The organism is Paenibacillus terrae, from assembly GCF_005217525.1.
GTDB lineage: Bacteria > Bacillota > Bacilli > Paenibacillales > Paenibacillaceae > Paenibacillus > Paenibacillus terrae_C.
Map to the genome: position 1 here is coordinate 1 of NZ_PNXQ01000014.1, position 25,597 is coordinate 25,597.

23 protein-coding genes are annotated in these 25,597 nt (G+C 50.2%); 13 read left to right on the top strand and 10 right to left on the bottom strand.

Annotated features, from left to right (window positions below):
* Window positions 1-317, bottom strand: a 317-nt coding sequence (locus C1I60_RS14715) for an alpha-helical endospore appendage domain-containing protein (RefSeq protein ID WP_491844697.1), incomplete at its 3' end; no start/stop codon positions are given.
* 101 nt (window positions 318-418) lie between these two features.
* On the opposite strand from C1I60_RS14715, the gene C1I60_RS14720 reads away from it, so the two are divergent.
* The 3 genes from C1I60_RS14720 to C1I60_RS14730 all read left to right on the top strand — a co-directional run bounded on the left by C1I60_RS14720 (window position 419) and on the right by C1I60_RS14730 (window position 4,917).
* Entirely contained in the window at window positions 419-3,400 is a 2,982-nt protein-coding gene (locus C1I60_RS14720) for a methyltransferase domain-containing protein (protein ID WP_137062420.1), read from the top strand.
* 69 nt (window positions 3,401-3,469) lie between these two features.
* On the top strand, window positions 3,470-4,132 hold the full coding sequence (locus C1I60_RS14725) for a class I SAM-dependent methyltransferase (RefSeq protein WP_137062421.1): 663 nt from the start codon (window positions 3,470-3,472) through the stop codon (window positions 4,130-4,132).
* A gap of 83 nt (window positions 4,133-4,215) precedes the next feature.
* Window positions 4,216-4,917, top strand: a complete 702-nt coding sequence (locus C1I60_RS14730) for an HAD family hydrolase (RefSeq protein ID WP_137062422.1) — start codon at window positions 4,216-4,218, stop codon at window positions 4,915-4,917.
* A 48-nt stretch (window positions 4,918-4,965) separates the two neighbouring features.
* Here C1I60_RS14730 and C1I60_RS14735 read toward each other — a convergent pair whose 3' ends face one another.
* The 6 genes from C1I60_RS14735 to C1I60_RS14760 are packed head-to-tail and all read right to left on the bottom strand — an operon-like array spanning window position 4,966 to window position 11,729.
* Window positions 4,966-6,156: a YheC/YheD family endospore coat-associated protein gene (locus tag C1I60_RS14735; protein ID WP_137062423.1), complete on the bottom strand. Its 1,191-nt coding sequence runs from the start codon at window positions 6,154-6,156 to the stop codon at window positions 4,966-4,968.
* Window positions 6,138-6,653 carry a GNAT family N-acetyltransferase gene (locus C1I60_RS14740; RefSeq protein WP_137062424.1) on the bottom strand — a complete coding sequence of 172 codons (516 nt, stop codon included), beginning with the start codon at window positions 6,651-6,653 and terminating at the stop codon, window positions 6,138-6,140. Before C1I60_RS14740 ends, C1I60_RS14735 begins: the two co-directional genes overlap by 19 nt.
* Before the next feature lie 17 nt (window positions 6,654-6,670).
* On the bottom strand, window positions 6,671-7,780 hold the full coding sequence (locus C1I60_RS14745) for a YheC/YheD family endospore coat-associated protein (protein WP_137062425.1): 1,110 nt from the start codon (window positions 7,778-7,780) through the stop codon (window positions 6,671-6,673).
* Entirely contained in the window at window positions 7,777-9,147 is a 1,371-nt protein-coding gene (locus C1I60_RS14750; RefSeq protein WP_137062426.1) for a YheC/YheD family endospore coat-associated protein, read from the bottom strand. The genes C1I60_RS14745 and C1I60_RS14750 overlap by 4 nt, the downstream gene beginning before the upstream one ends.
* 12 nt (window positions 9,148-9,159) lie before the next feature.
* Window positions 9,160-10,314: a YheC/YheD family endospore coat-associated protein gene (locus C1I60_RS14755; RefSeq protein WP_137062427.1), complete on the bottom strand. Its 1,155-nt coding sequence runs from the start codon at window positions 10,312-10,314 to the stop codon at window positions 9,160-9,162.
* Between the two features lie 44 nt (window positions 10,315-10,358).
* Window positions 10,359-11,729 (bottom strand): YheC/YheD family endospore coat-associated protein, encoded by a 1,371-nt coding sequence (locus C1I60_RS14760; protein ID WP_137062428.1) that lies wholly within the window; start codon window positions 11,727-11,729, stop codon window positions 10,359-10,361.
* Between the two features lie 163 nt (window positions 11,730-11,892).
* Between C1I60_RS14760 and C1I60_RS14765 the strand changes: the two genes are divergently transcribed.
* The 3 genes from C1I60_RS14765 to C1I60_RS14775 all read left to right on the top strand — a co-directional run bounded on the left by C1I60_RS14765 (window position 11,893) and on the right by C1I60_RS14775 (window position 14,131).
* The gene (locus C1I60_RS14765) at window positions 11,893-12,237 is read left to right on the top strand and encodes a YlbF/YmcA family competence regulator (RefSeq protein ID WP_025685398.1); all 345 of its coding nucleotides are present in this window, start codon (window positions 11,893-11,895) and stop codon (window positions 12,235-12,237) included.
* A gap of 72 nt (window positions 12,238-12,309) precedes the next feature.
* The gene (locus C1I60_RS14770; protein WP_137062429.1) at window positions 12,310-12,594 is read left to right on the top strand and encodes a hypothetical protein; all 285 of its coding nucleotides are present in this window, start codon (window positions 12,310-12,312) and stop codon (window positions 12,592-12,594) included.
* A 202-nt stretch (window positions 12,595-12,796) separates the two neighbouring features.
* Complete coding sequence (locus C1I60_RS14775) at window positions 12,797-14,131, top strand: DRTGG domain-containing protein (RefSeq protein ID WP_137062430.1); 1,335 nt, start codon at window positions 12,797-12,799, stop codon at window positions 14,129-14,131.
* A gap of 41 nt (window positions 14,132-14,172) precedes the next feature.
* On the opposite strand, the gene C1I60_RS14780 is transcribed toward C1I60_RS14775, so the two are convergent.
* Window positions 14,173-14,670, bottom strand: a complete 498-nt coding sequence (locus tag C1I60_RS14780) for a sporulation membrane protein YtrI (protein WP_137062431.1) — start codon at window positions 14,668-14,670, stop codon at window positions 14,173-14,175.
* A gap of 12 nt (window positions 14,671-14,682) precedes the next feature.
* Window positions 14,683-15,012 carry a YtrH family sporulation protein gene (locus C1I60_RS14785; RefSeq protein WP_013309582.1) on the bottom strand — a complete coding sequence of 110 codons (330 nt, stop codon included), beginning with the start codon at window positions 15,010-15,012 and terminating at the stop codon, window positions 14,683-14,685.
* 139 nt (window positions 15,013-15,151) lie between these two features.
* Between C1I60_RS14785 and C1I60_RS14790 the strand changes: the two genes are divergently transcribed.
* The 6 genes from C1I60_RS14790 (at window position 15,152) to pyk (ending at window position 23,402) form a co-directional block, all read left to right on the top strand.
* The gene (locus C1I60_RS14790; RefSeq protein WP_137062432.1) at window positions 15,152-18,823 is read left to right on the top strand and encodes a DNA polymerase III subunit alpha; all 3,672 of its coding nucleotides are present in this window, start codon (window positions 15,152-15,154) and stop codon (window positions 18,821-18,823) included.
* 128 nt (window positions 18,824-18,951) lie between these two features.
* Window positions 18,952-19,449 (top strand): phosphatidylglycerophosphatase A family protein, encoded by a 498-nt coding sequence (locus tag C1I60_RS14795; RefSeq protein WP_137062433.1) that lies wholly within the window; start codon window positions 18,952-18,954, stop codon window positions 19,447-19,449.
* Between the two features lie 152 nt (window positions 19,450-19,601).
* Entirely contained in the window at window positions 19,602-19,790 is a 189-nt protein-coding gene (locus C1I60_RS14800) for a hypothetical protein (protein ID WP_013309585.1), read from the top strand.
* 181 nt (window positions 19,791-19,971) lie between these two features.
* Window positions 19,972-20,865 carry an acetyl-CoA carboxylase, carboxyltransferase subunit beta gene (accD, locus tag C1I60_RS14805; protein ID WP_137062434.1) on the top strand — a complete coding sequence of 298 codons (894 nt, stop codon included), beginning with the start codon at window positions 19,972-19,974 and terminating at the stop codon, window positions 20,863-20,865.
* Window positions 20,866-21,849, top strand: a complete 984-nt coding sequence (locus C1I60_RS14810; RefSeq protein WP_137062435.1) for an acetyl-CoA carboxylase carboxyltransferase subunit alpha — start codon at window positions 20,866-20,868, stop codon at window positions 21,847-21,849.
* Window positions 21,850-21,971: 122 nt separating this feature from the next.
* Window positions 21,972-23,402, top strand: a complete 1,431-nt coding sequence (pyk, locus tag C1I60_RS14815) for a pyruvate kinase (RefSeq protein WP_137062436.1) — start codon at window positions 21,972-21,974, stop codon at window positions 23,400-23,402.
* 99 nt (window positions 23,403-23,501) lie between these two features.
* Here pyk and C1I60_RS14820 read toward each other — a convergent pair whose 3' ends face one another.
* The gene (locus C1I60_RS14820) at window positions 23,502-24,401 is read right to left on the bottom strand and encodes a LysR family transcriptional regulator (RefSeq protein WP_137062437.1); all 900 of its coding nucleotides are present in this window, start codon (window positions 24,399-24,401) and stop codon (window positions 23,502-23,504) included.
* A gap of 207 nt (window positions 24,402-24,608) precedes the next feature.
* Here C1I60_RS14820 and C1I60_RS14825 point away from each other — a divergent pair, with 207 nt between their 5' ends.
* Complete coding sequence (locus C1I60_RS14825; protein WP_137062438.1) at window positions 24,609-25,532, top strand: phosphate ABC transporter substrate-binding protein; 924 nt, start codon at window positions 24,609-24,611, stop codon at window positions 25,530-25,532.
* The last annotated feature ends 65 nt before the right edge of the window (window positions 25,533-25,597 follow it).

Genomic DNA, 25,597 nt, shown 5'->3' on the forward strand with positions numbered 1-25,597 from the left:
CCTGTGCTTCCAAATGGAAAACAACAGGTTGCCCCGGTAATGCCTGACGGATTGAGCAGGCACTGGAGCTGAGCCAGCAGGGCGAGTTCGTTTAAAAACGCACAATTCAGAACAGATTGTACACTGTTATTTACCTCCAGCAGCTCAGCAATGCTCCCTGCGGGTGGTGTAAGGCCGGGGAGGGTCCCGACGGCATATTGTATTTTTTCACCCTCAGCATTAATCAGGTGACTTAATGACAGCTCTTGAAAGGCGATGCAGGCAAGCAGTGCATTGATATTGTTTTCATCGATATTTCCAGGTGTAAGTCCATTCATATCACGCTCACTCCCTTATCGCTTCATCGCAATTATCGTATGCGTCAGAGCAAGCAGGAGGAACGGTTATGAGGCTTCCGCCTGATGGGAGGCGTCGACTCATGCGTATATTAATCGGCAGCCCGGTGCATCAGAAGCCCGAAATATTAGCTTTATTTCTTCAAGCTTTGGAGCGGCTGGAAGCACCCGATGTACTGCCAGATTATTTGTTCGTCGATGATAATGACAATCCAGCCTCAAGCCAATGGCTGGCTGATTTTGCGGACCGGCTTCCGGGACGTGTTTTGCCCCCGCTGTCAGGCTTGCAGCAATACGAGAACCGAAGCGATGAGCATACCCATTACTGGCCGCCTTCCCTCGTCTGGAAAGTGGCCGGGTTCAAAAATCGTCTTATTGACTATGCACTTCAACATCATTATGACGCGCTATTTTTGGTGGATTCAGATTTGATTCTTCATTCCCGCACTTTATGCAGACTGGTCGAAACAGAGAAGGATATTGTATCCGAGATTTTCTGGACACGCTGGCAGCCCGAGGGGGCATTATTGCCTCAGGTATGGGTCAGTGATGAATACAATCTGTTCCATCGTGAGGAAGGCGAAGTGTTATCGGCAGAAGAGCGGGCACATCGCGAGCTGCTTTTCATTCATCAACTGCATGTTCCCGGTTTATATGAGGTAGGCGGTTTGGGTGCTTGTACCTTAATTCGCAGACGGGCACTGGAAGCGGGAATTCATTTTGGCAAAATCCCGAACGTTACCTTTTGGGGAGAGGATCGACATTTTTGCATTCGGGCGGCAGCGTACGGGTTTCCTCTTTTTGTAGATACGCACTATCCAGCCATGCATTTGTACCGGGAATCGGACCGTATCAAGGCAGAACAACTGCTACTGACCCTGGATGGAATGACGCAGGGCACTGCTAACAGGGATGACCAAGATGCTTCATTCACTACTGAAAATAAAAATATTTCAGAAAATTCTCCGTCTAGCACTGCCTCTACACCCCCTGAAATTACCATTCCATCGGATCTCCGCGAGTCTGCTGTCTTTGCAAAGCACGCTACGGAATCTTTTGTCGTCCCGCCAGCATTCTCCGGTCCACGACATAGTGAGCTTCATGCTCCACCTGTCTCCAGACCTAAGCTGACACTGAGCATGACGGTATGCAATGAGGCAGATCGCAAGCTTGCAGAAGTGCTTCAAAGTCATCGGGAATATATTGATGAAGCGGTTATCATTGATGATGGCAGCCTTGATGATAGCGGTGAATTGTGCCGGGATCTGTTAAAGGGGATTCCACTGCATTTGATCCGTAATGAGAGAGCCTCCTTTACGAATGAAGTGGAGCTGCGAAAGCAGCAGTGGAGAGAAACACTGGCATCTTCCCCGGAATGGATTTTAAACATGGATGCTGACGAAATGTTTGAATCCCGATTTGCTCAAGCTGTGCATGCTTTGATAGCTGGAACGAAAGCCGATACCATTTGTTTCAGATTATTTGATATGTGGTCCTCTACGCATTACCGTGATGATGATTACTGGCAGGCTCATCGTTATTACCGCCCTTTTTTGACTCGATACCGGGATAACTTCTCTTATAAATGGAAGGAGCAATATTTGCACTGCGGGAGATTTCCCGATAATGTGCTGGAGCTTCCCACTGAAATTAGCGACTATCGTATCCAGCACTGGGGCTGGTACACACCAGCTATTCGCACGGCCAAATACGAGCGTTATCAGCAGTTGGACCCAGATGCCCATTATGGGTGGAAGGAGCAATACGAGTCCATATTGGACCCGACTCCTCACCTCAGTCTCTGGATAGACCCAGACCAGGATGATGTAAAAAATAAACATGAAGCTGAATCCGGAGACACTGGCGGTGTAAAATCCGATGTGAATACGGGAGCGAACATCCAAGATGCGATTGCCGAGGATACCTATGCTTCCAGGACTGGGAATAAAAATGAAGCAATTCATACCGCTGAATCTGTTCAAGTGGCTAACGTTGCCCATCCCGTTGAACCTGCTCCTGCTCATGAAGCTGTTAACCCTTCGAACCCTGTCAACACGAGTGCTGTTGCTAAGATTGCCGGTGTTCATGCTATTATTGGCTCCCATACTCTTACCAAAGGCGAAATAGAGGACGCACTTTATGGAAAAGGGAAAGGAGAAGAACAGGGCATGGCATGCAAACTGTGCGGCTCGTCCAATACGGCGGTGTTTCATCGGTATGAACATTTTACATTGATAGGATGTGGCTCATGTGGGCTTATTTTTCGCAATGATGTGGATCGTATCCAGCCTGAGAATATGATCGCAGATATCTATAACGTCAAATGGGTCGCCATGCGCGATAGTGCAGCCGCCTCAACCTACGGGGATCATGCTCTTTTCGGGCTTATGCTGCTGGATATGTTCAGTCCTGGTAAAGGTAAATTACTGGAAATTGGATCGGGTACGGGAGAATTTATTCATGCTGCCCTTCAGAGTGGATGGAATGCTGTGGGCATTGAGCCTTCCATCGACTCGCGCGCATATGCCAAATACAAATATGACGTGGATCTACTACCTGGCTTCTGGAATGGCGAAACAGAGACAGAAACGGCAACAGATGAAGAAGCGGCGAATGAAGCGCCAGAAACAGAGGGAGATACTACCTTATCACTGGATCACGAATATGAGGCCGTTGTATGCTGGCATGTGCTGGAGCATATTGTAGACCCGGTAGCATTTTTAACAGATTTACGCGAGCAGCTTCAACAGGATGGAACGTTGTACATTACAGTACCCAACAAAAACTCGTTTACAAATGAGGCTTATGGTGTCCACTCGCCATTATTTACCGAGGAGGATCATTTGTATCATTATTCAGAGCACACGCTGACACGTTTGCTGGCGGAGTCCGGTCTGCACCCGGTGGCCCTGTTCACCCGTCAGCTCCCTTCCGGTCTGGACACCTTGATAGAGGCGCATCCTTTGTATGGCGAGCTTACGTTCACGGAGCGTATGGGGCTGTTGGCCAAACTTCAAGGCGAGAAACGTGGTCATGAGCTATGCTGCGTGGCAAGGGCGATCTGAACTGGCTGGGGGAATATACGATCTGAATCCATACCGTTTCACCTTTCATTTAAAAGGAGGCTATATCCCATGAATACCGCTGATCCGTACCTCTCCCGCTTTTTCGTACATTCTGATCCCAATACCTCCAGCCTGATCTACAGGCTGCCCCAAAGCTGGTGGAGCCGTCCTTATGAGTATGAGTGGTGTCTGCACTTTATGTCCGGGGAGGATACGGTGCTTGACGCGGCATGTGGTATCCCGCATCCGTTCAAGTTTGAGCTGGCCCGCCGCTGCGCTCAGGCTTATGCCTGCGATCTCGATATGAGGATCGTTTCCGTGGATGCTATATTGGCCGAGGTGCGCCGGGATATCGGAGAGGAGGCTGCCGAGCGTGTTCAGGAGATGTTACCGGCTCGTCTTCACTCCGCGCATGCCAATCTAACCGCCTTGCCTTATGAGAAAGCCAGCTTTGACAAAATTGTATGTATATCAGTGCTGGAGCATCTAACCCCGGATGACTCGCTAGCTGCCCTGCGTGAATTTCACCGGACTTTGCGGGATGACGGAATGCTTCTGCTGACGTTTGATTACCCTACAGTTAATCTGTCCGCGATGGAGCAATGGATAGGTGGGGCGGGGTTTTCGTACTGGAACGATGTTGATCTCAGCCTTCCGCCGGACGCCTTGCACACGGATTTGTGGGGCGGTTTGCATTGTTTCAGGGCTGTTTTGAAAAAATACAAGAGCTAACGGTATGCGCAATGAGGTTTACACGGACCTCTCTTATTGCTTATCATGAGAGGGGTCGAACTGTAAACCTACATAGGAAAGGAATGACTGACAATTACATGAACAATGCACCTGTGTTGAAGAAACCTGAGGCTATGGTATTTGATATGGATGGTACACTTTTTCAGACGGAGACGCTGCTGCTTCCTGCTTATCACAAGCTGTTTGATACGCTGCGCGCCGAAGGGCTTTTTGAAGGAGAGACGCCACCCGAGGAGCTTATTTTGAACAGTTTGGGGATGCTGCTGGACGAAATCTGGAGAAGAGTGATGCCAGAGGCCAGCGAAGCGGCCCATAGAAGAGCGGACGAGCTATTGCTCCAACTAGAGCTGGAGGGATTAAAGAACGGTAGTCATGCCCTGTATCCAAATGTAAAAGAAACCCTCCAAGCCCTCCACGAGCAGGGTGTAAGGCTGTTCGTAGCCAGTAACGGGCTGGAGGATTATGTGAAAGGGATTGCGGCTGCATATGAAATGGTCCCGATCTTTGAAGGATTGTATAGTGCGGGTGAATATAGCACACTTTCCAAAGTGAATTTGCTGGAGATTTTGTTAAGCAAGCACGGGATTTCGAACGTATGGATGGTAGGGGATCGGTCCTCTGATGTGGAGGCAGGCAAAAAAAACGGGCAGACCGTCATTGGCTGCGCCTATGCCGGATTTGGCGTAAACGACGAATTGAAGGGATCCGATGCGATTATTACGGACTTCACGCAATTGCTCACACTGTACAACAACGCAAAGTAATCTTTAGGTATGTTGGGCAGATCTAAAAACAAAGGAAGGCGGCCGCCTTTACGCGGAGCCTTCCTTTGTTTTATTCTCTGTTTTATTCTCTGTTTTGCTCTCTGTTTTGCTCTCTGTGTTGTGATCCGTCAGAGGTTTTGGATTAATTTGTGTGTGATAGATCCATAAGGCGTATTCTATGGGCTTGGCGATAGAGCGGCGATAGGTTTCTTTTTCACCAATACGTGCAAATACCTCGCGTGCTGGCTTCGGATTGACCTCCAGTACGTAAATGTGACCATCCTTGTTAATCGCCAAATCGAGCGCAAGCTCGCACAATGTCCCGTAGCTCTCCTCCAGATAAGCTGCGATATCCAACCCGAGCTTTTCCCCTTGCTTGGTGATCTTCTCTCTCTGATCTTCATTACGAATCCATTGTGTCAGCAGTTGATTCATCGGTACCGCCTTGCCTCCGCCATGCAGGTTGGAAGTGACACTGCGATGTGCCCCGATCCGTCCTGCACATCCGGTTAACTCCCATATTCCCTGGCCATTTTTTTGAACCAGCATGCGGTAATCGTGAACCCTGCCATTGGGCAGCTGCACAGGAATGCCCTCCTGAACAATGTAATTATCCATGTGCCAGCTACTTAGACGCGGCTCCAGTCGATCCAGACGCACCCGCTGCTGGGGAATAATACGGCGCTTGCGGTCGCGACCCTCTATCAGATACAGGCCGCCTTGCTTGTTAACGGGCTCAATGCGTAAAATACCGCGTCCTCCTGTACCGTTAATCGGTTTGAGGTAGACCAGTGAATTTTTTTTGAGCATCCGCCTTACACTATGAAATCCTGTGAACGGCTCCGTTTCGGGCAAATGGGATCGAAAGGAGACCCTTCTTGCAAGCTGCTGATGAATGGCCCATTTGTTACTTAATGGTCGGTTTAAATATACGAGATCTGTATATTGCACCCGAAATTGCTTCAACTGACGATACCGCTCACTGCGCTGTACCCGACAACGGTCGAAAATCATATCCGGGAATTCCCGCCATTTTCGGGTCCATTTACCGCTGTGTGGATCATACATTTGGGCAAGCAGCAGCCTGCGATCCTTGTGGACATCGGCGGGAGTGAATACATACATATCCAGTCCCAGTCTGTTCCCTTCTGTAATCATGCGCTCATATATGGCGCGTTCCTCCAATTGCTTCTTGTTGTTCAAATACAAGGTCATGATGCCTAGGACAGGTTTTGGCACAGCATTCCACCTTCCTCTGCCGTCTGCTCATCTTCGGACAGCTTCCCTCGAAATACAAGGGTGGGCTTTCCGGTGGGCCCAGTCGTCATTTCATGCGCCACAAGTCCCGCGCCAAAGCAGGTTTTGAGACTGGCCATATTGTCGGCGGCCACGCTGCATGTCAGGCGACGCAACTGTTTGAGCTGGGCGGACAGCAGTCTAGCGCCCAATCTGCGGCCCCGGTAAAGCGGACGAACGACCACGATACACGCTTCCTCACCGTAATTCAGAGCGAGGCAAAATCCCGCAATCCGCAGCCCTTGCTCCGTGCGCAGATAAGCGCACAGGAGAGAGGAGCCGGGGGAACTCAATTGCTCGGGCGTTAAAACGGCCAGCTGCCGCAAGGCATTGCGGTTAATGCGCATGCCCCCCGAGCTGCGGGCCAAAAACAGCAGTTGCCGTCGTCTCAGCAGCCAGCTCCGGGCAGGCAAATGTTGAACATCACTAATTTGCGGCATGATTCCACTTCCTTGACTCATAATCTCATTCGTCCGGCCAAATAGGAGCTGTACTGGAATATGCGTCTCAGCGACTTTTGACGGATTTCCGGCTCGTCGAATTTCATCGGTTTGGCATTGGCTTCAAAAAACCATAGGATTCCGTTCGTATCCACGCCCAAATCCATGGACATTTCGCCGTGGGAAAGGCTGGAGCCTCGTTCAATTTGGCGTGCGATCTGAACGGCGGTGCTTTTGATCTTGTTCAGCATCTCCGTGCTGTTTTCAGGGCCAAACAATGCGGAGAGCAGCTTGAATGGGTCCTCGATACTTCCGCCGCGCGGGACATGTGTCGTAATACTTCCCTTACCTGCCAGTCTGGCCCCGACTCCCGTAACACTCCAGAAGCCACGGGCGTTTTTTTGCACCAGGAGCCGCAGGTCGAAGGGTTTTTTCTGATAGGTAGCCAGCTCGATGCCCTGCTGAATGATATATGGGGAAGCGCCTGCTTCCCGGCGAATACGTCTCCACAGTCGGGATAGCGATACGGATCGGTAGGTTACGCTTTTTTTATCATGCTGAATCGTCAGCCTGTAGGCCATTAGATGGTTCGGCCGATACTTAAGAATCATAATCCCTTTTCCAGCCTTGCCGTTCTCCGGCTTGAGATACAGGTATGGATACACGGATAGCATTTTTCCCAGGGAGGACAGGTTGCTTAACCGCTTGGTAGCCGGGACGAGTTTCCGGGTAGTTTCCGAGGTGCGGAGCCATTTGAACAGCTCCCATTTGTTAAAGAAGCCCGGATTGTACAGCTCAATGCCAGAGGCATGTGAAATTTCATCCAGTTTTGTGCGCACAGAGGCTTTCAGTTCATAGCTGCGGTTAGGAATGCGATTATAGATGACCTGTGGTTGTGGAAAATCCCGTACCTCCCACGTCTCTGAGTCTTTATTGAAAATATAGCCCTTGACCGTTTCGGATGCCAGCTTCAGGTCCCTGACAGTAACGATGTACACCTGATAGCCCATCTTCGTTCCCGTTTCAAAAATATCCCTGAAATTACGCTGATTACCCTTGAAAAATTGTCCTTCATCGTGCACGGTCAGTACAGCAACGACTGGTTTATGCTCCGCCCGGGTATTCATAGTTCCTCTTTTCTGCGGAATTTACTGAGGTAAAGACAGTGGTCCAAAATATGCTCCACGGATGCTTTACCCTCCGCACGCAACGATGGATGTTGAAAAATAGATCGCCCGGGCTTGGAGTTGGCTTCGAACATCCATACCTTTTCCTGCTGGTCAATACCCAGATCAAATCCAATTTCACCCAGCAGATGATGGTGATGGTGCTCGATAGCTTCTGCGAGCGTAACCGCTGCGTTCTTGGCACGCTGAAGCACCTCGCCCGCCCGGTCTCCGAATACCCGGTTCAGCGCCTGCTCGGGTGTCATGAGGGAGCCGCCGTTTTTAATATGGGTCGTGACACTGCCGCGTCCGGATTTTTTGGCTCCAATTCCGACGACAACCCACTGGTTATTGCCATTCTTATGCATATGAAACCGGAAATCAATCGGGCAATTGTCAATCTCAATCAGTTGGATACCCTGCTGAATGACATAGCCTTTCAACGACTGGCCCCGATTGGATTGAAGCATACGAAGCATGGAGTTAAAAGAGGTGAATCGCAGCAAGACATTGCTGTTTTTCTTTCGGTACCTAACATAATAGCCCTGCTTGGGAACATGAGAGAGACGGTAGATTCCTTTGCCAAGACTGCCTCCGCTTGGCTTGTAATAAGCAAATTGATGACGCTCCAGCATACCTCGGATACGTTCAGAGCTGGGATTCGTATACGATTCGGGGACATAACGGTTAACCTCCGGATTGTTTTCCAGCAGATGATAGATATCCGATTTGTTGAAGAAGCTCCAGTTGAAGAAGGGAATCCGTTTGCGGGAAAAGCGTTCGCGCAGCTGATTGATCGCCGGGGAAAAATCAGAGCGGCGGCTCGGTAGCCGATTGTAAATCACGTCCGGTAAAGGAACGACTTTGCGTGAAAATACCCCGCTTGATGACAGGAAATAGCCGTTAATCGTATCGTTTTGCCAGTTGATATCCCGAGGAGTGAAGGCAAAAATATAAGATTTATTGCTGCCTTCCTTCAGCAGTTGCTTAATGAAGCCCGTGCGTGAGCCAAAAGGGCGGGTGGTGGAGGTGGTGCCGTCAGACAGCACACCAATCAACGGCCCGAGCTGTATATCTCCGTCCAGATTCCGCAAATAGATGGACCCGCTTTTAGGAACACGGATGGCATTACGCAAGCCTGAGGTCAGGTACAGATGGCGCCCCGCCTTTTGGATCGGTTTCACTGTGGCGGGAATTTGATCCTTACCGAGCCGCAGACGAATGGACTTGGTTCCGGATAATTTAAGACTTTTCAACAAGGCAGTGGATAAATACGCCACCTTGTCGGGCTGCTGTGAGAAATGCACATTGCAATGCGTTAAACTCATCTGTTTATCCTCCTATACCGTATGTTCAAGGGAGGCGCCCGCGCCCTTCGACCCCGTCGTTTTCGAATGAGTCATTAAATACCGGGCATATTCGAGCGGGCGGTTGACCGAATGGTAGGCGCACTCTGGCTGACGGGTCTGAAAGAAGGAGGCCCGACCCGGCCGGGAATTAACCTCTAATAGCCAGATGTTTCCGCTCCGGTCAATACCATAATCAATTCCCAGCTCGCCAAGGCGGCCATATCGTTCCTCCAGCGCCCCGGTAATGGTTAGGGACAGCGCCATCATCTGCCCGATGATGAGACGCGTGCTGTCCGCGCCATATTGTTCGCGAAGGTAGGGCTCTGACGGGTGAGCCTTGCCCCCTCCGTGCAGATTGGAAGTCAGGGTTCCTTTTCTGCCTTCTCTCACGGCAAATCCCGTCAGGCACCAGCATCCATTGCCGTCCTTTTGCATGAGCGCGCGGACATCAAAGGGATGACCGCTTTGACTCGTTAATTTCAAATAAGGCTGCACAATATAGGAGCGTCTGCGTACAATCCTGTCGACCCATGACAATCCGTCATCCAGCTCGGAGAACAAGCGCCGGAACGGACGATTTCGGGAATCTCTGCCCTGCACGAGCAGTCCGGTGTCTCCATCCGAAAGCCGGAGATACAGCGTACACTTGCCATGCGTTCCAGCCTGGGGCTTCATAAATAGCGCTGAATGCCGATGTAGCCATTTCACAAGCTGAGCCGTGTCCTGGTAAGGCGCCGTAGGCGGAACAAAGGGACGCACTTCATCTATCGTGTGCAGTGCACGGTACACTTGCCATTTGCCAGGCAGGTTACGCGACCAGTAGATGAGCTTGCGTGATTCCTGCTCTGCCATGTGCTTCAGTGCATGCCCTGCGCTCTGACTGCTGTGAGTATGGAAACAGCGGTTATACACAATATCTGGCAGGGGGAAGTGGTCAGATGTCCATACTCCGTCGCGATAGGCATAACCTTGTATGGAGCGATCTTCGGGCGAAATTCCTTCGGCGGTAAACGCTACTACGTTGAGACCGGAGCGCTTGCCCAACAGACTTAGCCTGCGGCAAAACTCCGCTTCGGTAATCGGGGGAATCGCCGCCTGATTCCGGCTGACGAGCACGCCCAGCGTGTCTGAAATGACAAGAGACACCGATAACAGCCTCCTTTGGGAGCCGGACTCTGTAAGAGACGAATTCATTTGAAACCGGCTGAATAGCAGCAATATTCAATCATTTTCTTTACGGAAGGACGGGTTTTCTGATCATTTAATGGCGTATTGTCATTTTTCGACGGCTTGGAGTTGACCTCCAGCAGCCAGATATGCCCCGTGCTGTCAATCGCCAGATCAATGCCAAACTCCGCAAAATGGGCAGGAATGGCCTTCTCCACGCCGTTTGCAATTTCGAGCGCGGCTGTCTTCAGATGGGTTTGGCCGTTTGACTTGGTTAAGGCAGGCAGCGTGGTTTTGGCCAAGGCCTCCTTGACCGTGCTCAGCGTGCCACCTCGCGCCAGATTGGACACAAAATGACTGCCCCCGGCAATTCGGGCGACGATGGAGGTCACGGTCCATGCGCCAGAGGCGTTTTTCTGCACAAGCGCACGAAAGTCAACCGGACGCTTGCCGTGATCAATCAGGGTCAGGCCCTGCTGGAGCTGGAAGCGCGTCGTTTTCATTTTTCCTGCCATGCCTTTGTACAGCTTTTCGATGTTCGCATACGTTTGCTTTCGTGGTGCGCCGGCGGTAGTGGACAGCACGGAAAAGGCGCCATCGGCTTGCTTGGTAATGCGCATAATGCCTTTGCCCAGACTTCCCCGCACAGGCTTGAGAAAAACAGTGGGGTACTGGTTGCACATTTTTTTGAAGACCGCAAAGGTTTGCAACAAATGAGACTCGGGTAAATACTTGCGCAGGGATGAGTTGGATTTAAGCGCATCGAACACTTCATTTTTATCCAGAAACTTTTCATTGAAAATGGCCGTGCCGTACTGTGATTTTACTTCTTTCATAAAATGCTGTACGCTAGTTCTGTTCTCAAGTTTACGAGAGGTAAGCCGGTTATTGACGACATCCCCGGCGGGCATGACCGTCTTTTTCCAGCCTCCGTCATAGACCCATCCCTGAACGCGTCCGGGCTGGCTTCCGATATGCTCCGGGGTGAAAAAATACACATATGCTCCTTGTCTGCGGCATTCCCCGATCAGTTCACGGCAGAACAGGGTGATCGACCCGAAAGGCTTGTCGGGCTGTTCGGGATAGTCCCGACTGACCAGCACGCTAATAAGTGGGCCCACTCGAAGTGTCCGGCGTCCTCGGCTGTAGGTTACTCGCAGCTCACAATTGGCATGAATTCCCATTTTGCGGGCCAGCACGCTTCCCACACGCAGGCCCCTGTAACGGGGTACCGATATAACGGTAACCTGCTGGCGGAACGAACCGAAGGCGAGCTGTACAGGGTGGCCTTCGGATATTTTCCATTTGCGAAGCAAGGACTCGCCAACCATGAGTACGTCATCCTGCAAGATGCCCGATCCGATGATTTGAATCGTTGTTTTTTTGATGGACATCGTGGATCTCCTTCCAGGCAGCAACTTGATGTCTTAAAAGTAACGGGAAACGTGAAGGGGCTGTAATAGCACTGATTCATCATATGAGGACATATATCCCTTGGTGATTGACGGACAATGTGAAATGTTTGCACGATGATTTGAATTGGAGGAAATAACGAATATGAATATCTATGACAAAGCCCATGATTTGGCAAAAGCGTTGAAGGAAAGCAAAGAGGTGGAGGAAATTACGTCAGCGATGAAGCTAATTGAAACCGACCCGGAAGCCAAGAAAATGCTCGATGATTTCCGTGAGCGCCAAATGGAAGTACAGCAGCGGATGATGAGCGGTGATATGCCGGCACAAGAAGAGATGGAAAAAATGGAAAAGCTGTTCGAGGTGCTTAGCCTGAACCTGAATATCCGCCGTCTGTTCGACGCTGAACGCCGCCTGAGTGTGATTATTGAGGATGTCAACAAAATTATCGCAGACAGCCTTCAGCATTTGTACGGTTCGTCTCTGTAAGTTTGTCTCATATTCCTTCCTGCCCTCTCATAGACTAGATACATAGAGTCACAGGGAGAGGAAGGGATAACATTGGGTACTTTTAAAAAATGGAAACACGGCTTGTACACACTGATTGCGCTGGCTATGGTGCTTACCGCGTTGCCGCGCATTTCGCTTACGGGCGGATTGAACTGGGTCAACGGCTTCGGTATCGTATGGGTATTGTTTGCACTGCTTGTCATCGGAGCGAATCTTCACTTTTTGCTTGGTGTGGATGAGGAAAAAAGGAAAACGCTGGAGCGTGTGCGGCGGGCCAAAATGAAGCAGTGGCAGATGAAATGGGAAAAAGAAGCTGATAAAGGCAGCACGCTATAAAAAGTTTCTTCCCGGCTTGTCATGAGCATGCTCTGATGCTGCCGATCCGTGATAGTTAAGAAGCGGTCTCTGTAACAAGGAGATCGCTTTTTTGCTATTTCCGGCTCTGATATGTCGTGATTAACGAGGGTCTAAAAAGATGGGGTTTTGTGCTATAATAGATACAGAATGATACAGATTGAACGTTGGGGGTGTAACAGAGTTGGATGGGCTAGATGAAGCAGTTACGAAGCATGAGCAGCTATTGCGTCATATCGAGCAGTTGAAAATAGGCTCCAAAATTTCTGTGCGCAGGTTGGCTAAAGAAATGAGTGTCAGCGAAGGAACGGCCTACCGAGCCGTGAAGGAAGCGGAGAACCTGGGAATTGTCATTACCAAGGAACGGATCGGGACGGTGCGGGTAGAAAAGCGCCCACGGGGGTTGTCCGAGCAGCTGACCTTTGCCGATGTCGTGAATATTGTGGAGGGACATGTGCTGGGAGGAAGCGAGGGGCTGGAAAAGCCCTTGCACAAATATGTCATTGGAGCGATGCGTGAAGAGGCTATGGCCCGATACATTGATGCAGGCAGCTTGCTGATCGTTGGTAACCGTGAGGATGCACATTCCCTTGCGCTAGAGCAGGGAGCAGGCGTGCTGATTACAGGCGGCTTCGGTACGAGCCGGGAGGTTAAGCAACTGGCGGACCAGATCAGTTTGCCGATCATTTCTTCGCGTCACGATACCTTTACGGTGGCCTCTATGATTAATAGAGCGATTTTCGACCGCTTGATCAAAAAGAAGATTATGCTGATTGAAGACATCGCGGCAGGTAAACCGAAGACGCAGACCTTGAAAATCAACAGTACCCTTACCGAATTTGAAGAGCTTTCGGTGACGACTGGAAATCACCATTTTGCGGTGGTGGATGAATGGAACCGCCTGATCGGTATCGTCAGCCGCAAGGATGTGGAGGGACTGCAGCCCGAGCATACGATGGACAAATGCCTGATCCGCAATCCCGTAACAGTGACCTACCAGACCTCGCTCGCTTCGGCTGCGCAGATGATGGCGTGGGAAGGTGTGGATTATTTACCGGTCGTTGACCGCAACCGCAAGCTGCTGGGTTCCGTTACCCGGCGGGAGGTACTGGACGCACTGCGCAACGCCCAAAAGCAGCCACAGCTTGGCGAGACGTTCGACCAGCTCATTTGGAACGGATTTGCAGAGGAGCGTGATGAGGACGGATCATTATTTTTTCGGGGCTTCGTCATTCCTCAGATGGCGACCAATCTGGGTACCATTTCAGAAGGCGTGCTGGTCAATGTGATGACACAAGCGGGCTACCGGGTGGCCAGAGACATGAGCGGAAAGGATTATGTGCTGGACAATCTAACGACCTATTTTATCCGCCCCGTACAGATTGAGGATGCCATAGTCCTTCGTCCATTGTTGCTGGAAATGAGCCGCCGCACCTGCAAGCTGGAAATTACAATTTCACGGGAAAATCAATTGGTATGCAAAGCGGTGATGACGCTCCACTCCATTGAACACGGTTAATTTCCATATGTGTGTAGTAAGTGGAGTCGGAGTAGAGCAGCTCAATGACTTTCTGGAAGTCTTTCTTTTGCCTCCAGCCAAATTTGCAGCACACCTTCCATTACAAGCATCGTTTTGACCTGGATCGTATACTCCTTGTCACGAACGGTGTATTTTTTTTGGTGAAGCAGCATGCGTACCAGCTTGCTGTCGGAATCAATCTCGAACATGTCCCGGCCTCGCAGTACCTCCAAATCCCGGCTGACGCGGCGAAGAAGCTCCTTCAGATTAATAGAGTCAATTTTTTCGGCCGAGGTTTCTTCTGCGATTAATTTGATTTCTTTCACAACAGTCTGGCGTTTGCTGTATTTGCGCAGGGTTCTATTGTCCTCCTGCGCTTGCTGGAGCTGGAATTGCAGGTCCTGATTGTTCGTCCACAGCTCGTTGAAGCTGGCGTGCCAAATGGCATTGTAGACCATTGCCCCGGTAATCATACCCAGCACGAAGACGGAGGATAATTGCATAAAAGGGCGCAGGCGCTCAAAGGGGGGTACTCTCATGGTCGTTTCACCTCACGGCCGTCCGTTGCCGCACACCCACTTGACCAGCTCTGCACCCATATGAGCGCCTAAAAAGGCGAAAATCAAATACAATATCTGCTTAATGGCAGGCGACAAATTACCATCCAGCATATTGCTTTCAATGACCCTGATCGGGTCCATCGTTCCCCCTACAGCGGCGGCAAGCGCCCATATTTTAATTCTCCCGGCAACCTCCAGCATCGTCTGGGTAGGCGGCTGAAGCGATACCACAGCTCCCATTCCGCCGAGCATGGCTCCCCCGAGCACGATGCCGAAGGCAATGAAGAAGTCGAGAATCGCTTTGGATATAAAAGTGCTCATGCTCTTTTCCTCCTTTAAGGTGTACGAATCAGGACCGCGCTTGTCCGCCCGGGTCTGTACTTTTATTGTATGGGCGCTACCAACGCGGATATGATAAAATAGTTTGAAGAAAAACAAGCGGTGAAAGGAAGAGAAGCGCATGAGTTCATTTGTGCATTTGCATGTTCACAGCGAGTACAGCCTGCTGGACGGCGCGGCTCGTACCGCGGAGTTGGTCAAACAGGCATCAGCTTACGGAATGAAGGCACTTGCCCTTACGGATCACGGGGTGATGTATGGTGCCATTCCTTTTTACAGAGCGTGTGTGGAGAACGGCATTAAGCCGATTATCGGGTGTGAGGCCTATATGACGGCAGGCTCGCGCAAGGAGCGCGGCAGCCGGAAGGATCAGCCCATATATCATTTAATTTTGCTCGCCAAAAATAAAACAGGCTATCAAAATCTGATGAAGCTGTGCTCTATCGGCCATTTGGAGGGCTTTCACTACAAGCCGCGCATCGACATGGAAGCGCTGGCTGCTCATCATGAAGGCATCATATGCTTGAGCGCATGTTTAGGCGGTGAAGTGCCGCAGCATTTGCTGCATGGCCGGGAAGCCGAAGCACGACGGGCAGCGGAACGCTATCGCAACATTTTTGGTGATGATTTTTATCTGGAGCTTCAGGATCACGGTCTGTCGGAGCAAAAGCGCGTAAATCCTCTTCTGATCGCTTTGGCGAAGGAGTTGGATATTCCGCTGGTAGCCACCAATGACGTGCATTATCTGACCGAGCCGGATGCAGATGTACAAGACGTTCTGATCTGTATTGGGACAGGCAAGACGGTCGACGACGAGGAACGCTTGCGCATACCGACACGTCAGTTGTTCCTGAAAAGCCAGGAGGACATGGCCCGCTTGTTCCCGCATGTGGCGGAAGCGATCGATAATACGGTGCGTATTGCTGAAAAGTGTGAACTGGAGCTGGAATTTGGGCAATCTATTTTGCCAGAATATCGTCCGCTGCCGGAAGGCATGACTCCTTCGACCTATCTGCGCAGTTTGTGTGTGCAAGGGCTGGAGCGTCGTTATGGGAGTGATCTGGCGTGGGGACAACCGGAGCAACGGGAAAGGCTGGAACAGCGGCTCAGTTATGAGCTCACCACGATTGACAGCATGGGATTCAGTGATTATTTTCTGATCGTGTGGGATTTTATCGCTTTCGCTCATAAGCATCATATTGCTACCGGCCCGGGACGGGGTTCCTCGGCGGGCAGTCTGGTCGCTTATGTACTTAATATCACGAATGTTGATCCGATGAAATATAACCTGCTGTTTGAACGGTTTCTGAATCCTGAACGGATCAGCATGCCGGATATAGATATTGATTTCAGCGATGAACGACGGGATGAGGTTATTGACTATGTGGTGCAGAAGTACGGCAACGAGCATGTAGCGCAAATTATTACCTTCGGAACGCTGGCGGCAAGAGCCGCAGTGCGTGACGTTGGGCGTGCGTTGAACGTGCCGTATGGCGAGGTGGACAAGGCGGCCAAGCTGATTCCTGCGCAGCTCGGGATTAATATCCGTCATGCGCTTGAGATCACCCCGGAGCTGAAGACGCTGTATGAAACCAAGCCCAAGACGCGTGAGCTGCTGGATATGGCGATTAAAGTAGAGGGCATGCCACGTCATGCTTCGACCCATGCGGCGGGTGTCGTCATTTCGCGGACTCCGCTGACTGATGCAGTTCCGCTTCAAGAGGGGAGTGAAGGGGTTCCCCTGACGCAATACTCAATGGAAAATCTGGAGCGGATCGGTTTGCTGAAAATGGATTTTCTTGGGCTGCGCACCCTTTCTATTATTGAACGCTGTATGCGTTGGATTACCGAAGAACATGGGGAGACGCCTGATTTTAGCCGCATTCCCGACAATGACTCACTTACCTATGACATGCTGGGCAAAGGCGACACAGGCGGTGTATTCCAGTTGGAGTCGGCAGGGGTACGTCGGGTGCTAAAGGATCTAAAGCCAAGTGTGTTCGAGGATATTATTTCTGTATTGGCCTTGTATCGTCCGGGTCCAATGGGCTTCATTCCTAACTTTATTCAGGCCAAGCACGGGGAGATTGAGGTTCATTATCCGCATCCTGATCTGGAACCCATCCTGAAGGATACGTACGGCATTATCGTGTATCAGGAGCAAATTATGCAGATTGCTTCGCGCATGGCGGGCTTTTCCTTGGGAGAAGCGGATTTGCTCCGCCGCGCCGTGTCCAAGAAAAAACGCAAAGTGCTGGACCTTGAGCGTGGCCATTTTGTGGAGGGCAGTGTCAAGCAGGGCTACACGGAAGAGGAAGCCGGAAGGGTCTACGATATGATTGTCCGTTTTGCAGACTATGGATTTCCGCGTGCACATGCGGCTGCTTATGGTGTACTGGCGTTCCAGACGGCGTATCTTAAAGCCCATTATCCGGTGCAGTTTATGGCTTCCATGCTGACAGCAGTGATGGGTAGCCACCGCAAAGTGGCAGAATATGTCGTCGAATGCCGTCGTATGGATATGGCGGTTCTGCCGCCTGATGTGAATGAAAGCGGGGTGCTGTTTACCCCATTGCAGCAGGGTAATATCCGCTTTGGGCTGGCCGCGATTAAAAATGTCGGCACGCAGGCGATGGAAAGTATTCTCGCCGTTCGCAAGGAGCGTCCTTTCGACAGCCTGCTCGACTTTTGTCGTCGCGTGGATTTGAGGGTATGCAATAAGCGAGTGATCGAATCGCTCATTCAGGCAGGGGCGTTTGACTCGTTGCCGGGTCATCGGGCACAACTGCTTGCCATGCTGGATGAAACGGTGGATGCGGCGGTCAAATGGCGCAAGGAACGTGACGATTTGCAAATTGATATGTTCGGTTTTGTGGAAATGCCCAATTGGGATATCGAATATCCCGAAGTTCCGAAATTCAGTGTGGGTCAGCAGTTAGACCTGGAACGTGAGCTGTTGGGACTGTATCTGTCCGGGCATCCGCTGGATGATTTTGAGACGTTGCTGGAAAGCACCGATGCGGAGCGTCTGATGGAATTGGGCGATGTGCCGGATGAAGCGGTTGTTGTGACCGCAGGTATGGTTGTGTCGCTCAAGACGATTACGACCAAGCAGGGGAAGGCTATGGCCTTTATCGAGCTGGAGGATCAGATTGAGCGCTGCGAGGTTGTTTTATTTCCCGAAGTGTGGAAGCGAAGCCACCAGTGGATTGAAAAGGGAGCGCTGCTTGCGTTTCGTGCCAAAATGCAGCACCAGGACGAGCATTTCAAGCTCCTTGCGGACGAGGCCGCCCCGCTGGCGGAGGATTCGCTGGCGCGGCTTCTCCAGCGCCGACGTGCTGGAGCGCGTTCGTCCGCCGCGGCTGGCTCTGCCGCTGGCGGCGGACGAGCGCCGCGCGTGCCGTCGAGGCCGTCGGCAGCCGGGGCGCCTGCGCAGCCGACTACGGCGCCAGCGGTCCCGCCCGCTGCGGCGGCTCGCCCGGCCACGGGCATTTCGCCGCACGTCACGGAAGCGGCTCCCGGCGAACAAGCCTCGGCTCCGCGTGGTTCGGAGCCGACAGCCCGTCAGCGGGTGTTTGTCAAAATCACCCGCCAGGCCGAGGAGGACGCCAGCTTGCTGGTCAGCCTCAAGGCGCTGCTACAGGAGCATCCCGGTGCGTTGCCTACCGTACTCTTTTATGAGAGCAGCCAGCGTTTGCTGGCGTTGAGTGATGCTTACAGCATCAAGCCTTCGCCTCAGCTTTTCGACCGGATGGAGTCCATGCTGGGTGCAGGCACGGTGAAAGTTAAATAATGAACATTTTCCTTCCCTCCCGCATACACTTGGAACACTGGCGGAACAGGAGCATCAGCACTTATCCAACATTATAAGGTTCCGCAAGCTGGAAGACAGAACTGTATGGTGAAGGCGGGAGGGAAATCATGTCCTATGAATACGCGGAAACCCTGTTAATTCGCAGAGGGATTAGTATCGAGTCCATAGCGGACATTGTTTTTCAGCTTCAGCTAAAATATTACCCTCATTTGACCATTGAAGAATGTGTGGACAGCGTAAAGGCAGTTTTGCAGAAGCGGGAAGTGCAGTATACGCTGTTCACGGGTATTGCGCTTGATGAGCTGGCCGAAAAAAAACTTCTTCCCCAGCCGCTGCAAGCCATTATGGAGGCAGATGAACCCCTGTACGGAGTGGACGAGACACTGGCCCTCGGGATTACGAGCGTGTATGGTATGATTGGCTTGACCAGTTTTGGTTATCTGGATAAAGAAAAGACGGGAATCATTGAACAGCTAAACCGTAAAGGCAGCGGTATTCATGTATTTCTGGACGATCTGGTCGCCGGATTGGCAGCTGCCGCTTCTTCGCGCATTGCTCATCGCAGTCCTCATGCCAAGCAATACCCCGTGTCATTGGAAACTTGATTCACCTGCACGACAGAGTCAATGATTTTCTGGGCCCTCTGACCGATCTTGACCGAGCAGAAGGGCTTTTGTTGCGGGAAAAAAGTAAGGTATGTTATCATGAGTCTATTATATGGGCTCAAAACTTGAGGCTTAGGGGGTAGAAACAAGGCATGTGGACGGTGATCTATATTGCACCGACGGCCAGACTGGCTGACATGATTAAGCTCAAACTGTCGGAAGAAGGTTTTATGGTGCAGGCCCGGGCCATCAGCGCGTCCAAGCAGCAGTTTGAGATACTTGTGCCTTCGGGTGAAGTCGAAGAAATACAGGAAGTGCTTAATTCGATTTTGCGCCCTTGAGTCCGGAACGGCGGAAGTGATACAGCAGCATGAGTGGAACGAAGGATGCACGATTGGCGGTAATGTTTTGCAAAACAGGCGTTGACGTGTGTATAAACATAATGCTAAGAGATGCCGCACAGACGGCAGAGGACCTTGTATCGGTTACGGCTGACAAATAAACGGCTGGAGAGGTGTAGTTGTGTTTAAAGATTTATTCCAAAAGAAGCGTAAATACGCGACCATCCCTTCGGAACGGGCGCTGAGCGGCGATCAAGCGGACATGCCGGATCGTCCCAAACGGGAAATTCCCGAAGGTCTTATGACCAAATGTGGCAAATGCGGAAGCATTCAATACAGTAAAGAGTTGGAAAAAAATCTGAAGGTGTGCCCGGTTTGTGGATACCATATGCGTCTTAATGCTATGGATCGTATTCGCATGGTGCTCGATGAAGATACATTTACGGAATATGATGCCGATATGATTTCGGTTGATCCGCTAGGTTTTCCAGGTTATGCAAGCAAGCTGGAGCAGCAGACGCTGAAATCCGGTTTGCGAGAAGCTGTCATTACGGGCGATGGGCTCATTCATGGGCTTCCGGCTGTTGTTGCAGTGATGAGCTTTGACTTTTTTACCGGCAGCATGGGGTCGGTCGTCGGGGAGAAAATTACCCGCGCCATTGAGCAGGCGATAGACAAGCGTCTTCCACTTATTATTTTCTCCACATCTGGTGGGGCGCGTATGCAGGAAAGTATTTTGAGCCTGATGCAGATGGCCAAAACCAGTGCAGCACTCGCTCGTATGGACGAGCAGGGCTTGCTCTATATTTCCGTTATCACCGATCCGACTACAGGTGGAGTATCCGCTAGCTTTGCTACGCTTGGAGATATTAACATCGCGGAACCGGGAGCAGTGTTCGGTTTTGCCGGACGTATCGTGATCGAACAGACGATCCGACAGAAGCTACCGGACGATTTTCAAACCTCCGAATTTAATTTGCAGCACGGACAATTGGATATGGTTGTACATCGCAAGGAACTGCGCGATACACTTGGCCAACTGCTCGATTTGCACAGCACGAAAGAGGTGGAATAGATGGCTGGCGAATTGCCTTATGAAAAGCCCCTGGTCGAGATGCGACAGAAGATCGAAGAACTCAAGCAATTCGGACAGGATAAGCAAATTGATTTTACCGATGAAATTAACCGTCTGGAGGAACGCTATCTCCAGATGGAGGAAGAAATATATACAAACATTTCAGCACCGCAAAAAATGCACGTGGCTCGTCATCATCAGCGACCAACGTCGCTTGATTTGATTGGGCAGGTGTTTACGGACTTTATTGAACTGCACGGCGACCGCCTGTATGGCGACGATCTTGCGGTCGTGGGTGGAATTGCCAAGTTGAATGGTATTCCGGTAACTGTCATTGGGCAGCAACGTGGCAAGGATACGAAGGATAACATTGCGCGGTTTTTCGGGAGCGCGCACCCGGAGGGATTCCGTAAAGGCTTGCGTCTAATGCAGCAGGCTGACAAATTCAATCGCCCAATCATTACATTTATTGATACGAAGGGCGCTTATCCGGGTAATACAGCAGAGGAGAGAGGTCAATCGGAAGCGATTGCCCGCAATTTGCGGGAGATGGCAAAGCTTTCGGTGCCTGTTATTTGTGTGATCATCGGCGAGGGAGGAAGCGGCGGTGCGCTTGCGTTTGCCGTCGGCAACCGTGTGCTGATGCTGGAGCATGCCATCTACTCGGCCATTTCTCCTAACGGAGCGGCCTCGATTCTGTGGAAGGATGCCTCCAAGGCGGATCAGGCTGCCGAGGCCATGAAGATTACGGCGAATGACCTCCTGCGGATGAAGATCATTGAGGATATCGTGCCAGAGCCGAAGGGGGGCGCGCATCGTAACTATGAAGTAACCGCTGCCGCTATCAAGGAGTCTCTGGAACGCCATTTGGCCGACCTTTTGAATATGAGTTGCGACGAATTGAGGGAAGATCGGTATCAAAAGTTTCGAAAAATAGGCCAATATACCTTTTTGAAAACTTCGGCAATAGATCCCATGTTGTAATAAGCTGGAAACGGGTAACAATAAATATGACGAACTTCCTATACAAATAGGAAAAAGTGTAGTAGATTTAATTGTTGGAAAAAGTTATAAAGTAGCACCTTTGAAAACGGAGGAAAACCCAAATGCGCAAAACTAAGATTGTATGTACCATCGGTCCTTCCAGTGAGTCATTGGAAAATGTGAAGAAATTGATTTTGGCTGGTATGAACGTAGCCCGCCTGAATTTCTCTCACGGTGATTTCGAGGAGCATGGCAACCGGATCAAAAATATCCGCCAAGCTTGTAAGGAGCTTAACAAAAACGTTGCTATTTTGCTCGATACGAAGGGGCCGGAAATTCGGACAGGAAAGCTCGAAGTTGAACCTATTGAGCTTGTTCAGGACGAGTATATTACACTGACAACGGAAGAAATCCTGGGTAACAAAGATCGTATTTCAATTACGTATCAGGATCTTCCTTCGGACGTGGAGCCCGGCTCCACCATTCTGATCGACGACGGTCTGATCGGACTCACCGTTATTGAGGTATCAGGCAGTGAAATCAAATGCCGCATTGTCAATGGCGGAACGATCAAGAGCAAAAAAGGCGTTAATGTTCCCGGCGTGAACATTTCCTTGCCAGGCATTACAGAAAAGGATGCTAACGACATCACTTTCGGTATTGAGCAGGACGTTGATTTCATCGCAGCTTCTTTTGTTCGTAAAGCGAGTGACGTACTGGAAATTCGTGAATTGCTGGCGAAGCATAATGCAAGTCACATTCAAATTATTTCCAAAATCGAAAATCAGCAAGGTGTCGACAATTTGGACGAAATTTTGGAAGCTTCCGATGGCCTGATGGTTGCCCGTGGTGACCTCGGTGTCGAAATTCCTGCTGAAGAAGTGCCATTGGCACAAAAATTGATGATTACCAAGTGTAATGTTGCTGGCAAGCCGGTTATTACCGCGACACAAATGCTGGATTCCATGCAACGTAACCCGCGTCCGACCCGTGCGGAAGCGAGTGACGTAGCGAATGCCATTTTTGATGGGACAGATGCCATTATGCTGTCCGGCGAAACAGCTGCGGGTAAATATCCGGTAGAATCGGTATTGACGATGTCCCGTATTGCAGAGAAAGCAGAATCCGCTCTGAACTACCGTGATTTGTTCAAAAAACAAAGAACGGCTCAGGAAGTTAGTATTACGGAAGCGATCAGCCAATCCGTTTCCATTTCTGCGCTGGATCTGCATGCCAAAGCCATCCTGACGTCCACACAAAGCGGAACAACGGCACGTATGATTTCCAAATATCGTCCACAAGCTCCGATTATTGCTGTGACAACGCAGGAAAGAACAGTTCGCCGCTTGGCTCTGATCTGGGGAGTACATGCAGTACAAGGCAGACCTGTCGTAGACACGACGGACAAACTGATCGAGAACGCACTGGAAGGCGGTCACAAATCCGGTCTCGTTAAAGAGGGCGATTTGGTTGTTATTACCGCAGGTATACCGCTCGGTGCTTCTGGTTCTACGAACCTGATTAAAATTAGCTGTGTTCCTGCACAAGCGTAGCTCCAGCTTATTCATAATAACAGACAGGCTGTATCTTTTAGGTACGGTAGAGAGAGCATTCAAGTCACTTATGACATGGATGCTCTTTTTTTATGTTCTCTAAACTTCTCTATCCTCCAGACCTCCTATCCGTGTAAAATCCAGAAATGCCTGTTGGATCATGCTGAGGTTAGTATCGCTTTGATACAGTATATTTATGTGATAACGTTCATTCTTCCCTTCAGCATCAGTCCATGGAAGCCACTCGACCGACGGAACGTCACTGCCATCGTTGCGAAGAACGCCACAGGCAGGAAAGAAAGCAAGTGCTTCTCCGTCGCTTACCACCTGCTTTACCGCCTCCCATGAATTCATTTCCAGGTGGGGCTTGATCAGCGAGGAGTACGGATCTGCAACAGATGTTCCGCTATATCTAACCCATCTATGCTTGTCCAGCATTTCAGTGCCCAAAACATCCGTTAGCTTGGAGATATGCTGCACAGACATAGACCTGATAACTCCAATTCGATCCGAAGCGACAGGCTCTACCACCGTATGCACGGAAGAATACTCTCCGTCATTCAAAAAAGCAAAATCAATCTCCCCTTGCTTTAGCAGCTGTCTGACTTTATCCGGGGATTGAATGTCTAGCCGAATTTGGCATTCGGGATATTGTTGAGCAAATGTAGCAATCATAGAGGGGAGTACATACGTGCCCGAGATGGACTCGGCGCCGAGATGTAATTGTCCCTGCGACTGCTCTGCCAGTTCATTCACGGTTTGTCTTGCTTCTTGCTCCAGAGCAACCATCTGCTTTGCGTAAGGCAGCAGTTTTTTGCCAGCTTCGGTCAGCATAATTCTTCCTTGTTGGGAGATGAACAGGGAGACTCCCAGTTCCTTTTCCAGACTTTTCATATGAAAGCTGACGGTAGGCTGTTTAATTTGCAAGGCTTCGGCCACATCCGTCGCCTTGTGAAATTTATCGATCATCATTAAAATGCGCAATTTTAAAATATTCATGGACTTGAACAGTTCTCCTTACATGGCATTCATGTATAAAAAATAGACTATAGATTAATTATATACTGAAAAACAAATTATCTATCAATATTTAATATTTCTTTTACAAAACCAAGTCGTTCATCTAACATTCCAAGCCTACAATGTAAAAGTGTTGATGGTCATAAATAAAAAACCGTCACTTAAATAAGGGGAGGACAATAAAAAATGTTGAAAAAATGGCCGTTCATTCTGATGACTCTTACCATGGTATTTGCACTTGCAGCTTGTGGATCAGCTAACAATGCTGCACCACAAGGAGACGCTGCTACAGGAACAGACAATAAAGCAGCTACTGAACTGACAGGTAACATTCTGGCTGTTGGCTCCACTGCACTTCAACCATTGGTAGAGCAAGCGGGACAAAAATTTATGGCTGTAGATAAATATAAAGGAATTGCGGTTCAAGTGCAGGGCGGCGGTAGCGGTACTGGCTTGACTCAAGTTTCTGGCGGACAAGCGGATATCGGTAACTCCGATGTGTTTGCAAAAGAAAAATTGGAGAGCGGTGCAGATGAACTGGTCGATCACCAAGTAGCTGTTGTAGCTATGTCAGCAGTAGCGAATCCTAAAGTAGGCGTAGCAGATTTGAAGAAAGATCAATTGGTACAAATTTTCACAGGTAAAATTACCAACTGGAAGCAAGTTGGTGGCGCAGATCAAAAAATCGTTATCGTAAACCGTCCAAGCAGCTCCGGTACTCGTGCAACGTTTGAAAAATACGCTTTGGGACAAAAAACGGAAGATCTGCCAGGCTCCATTCAGGAAGATTCCTCCGGTACTGTGAAAAAGCTGATTGCTGAAACACCGGGTGCTATTGGTTACCTCGCCCTGTCCTACATCGACAACACAGTAACAGCATTGAAATACGATGGTGTTGAAGCTAACGTGGAAAATGTAGAGCAAGGTAAATATCCAGTATGGGCTTACGAGCATATGTACACCAAAGGTGAGCCAAAAGAGCATGTAAAAGCATTCCTGGATTACATTCTGTCTGATGAAATCCAAAAATCCGATGTCGTAGACCTGGGATACATCCCGGTATCAGGCATGCAAGTTAAACGCGATGCTGACGGTAATATTACGAAATAAGGAGATCACCTCCAGTTTGGGTAAACGCAGCTAACGCGAGTATATTCACGGAGAAGAGGCGGACT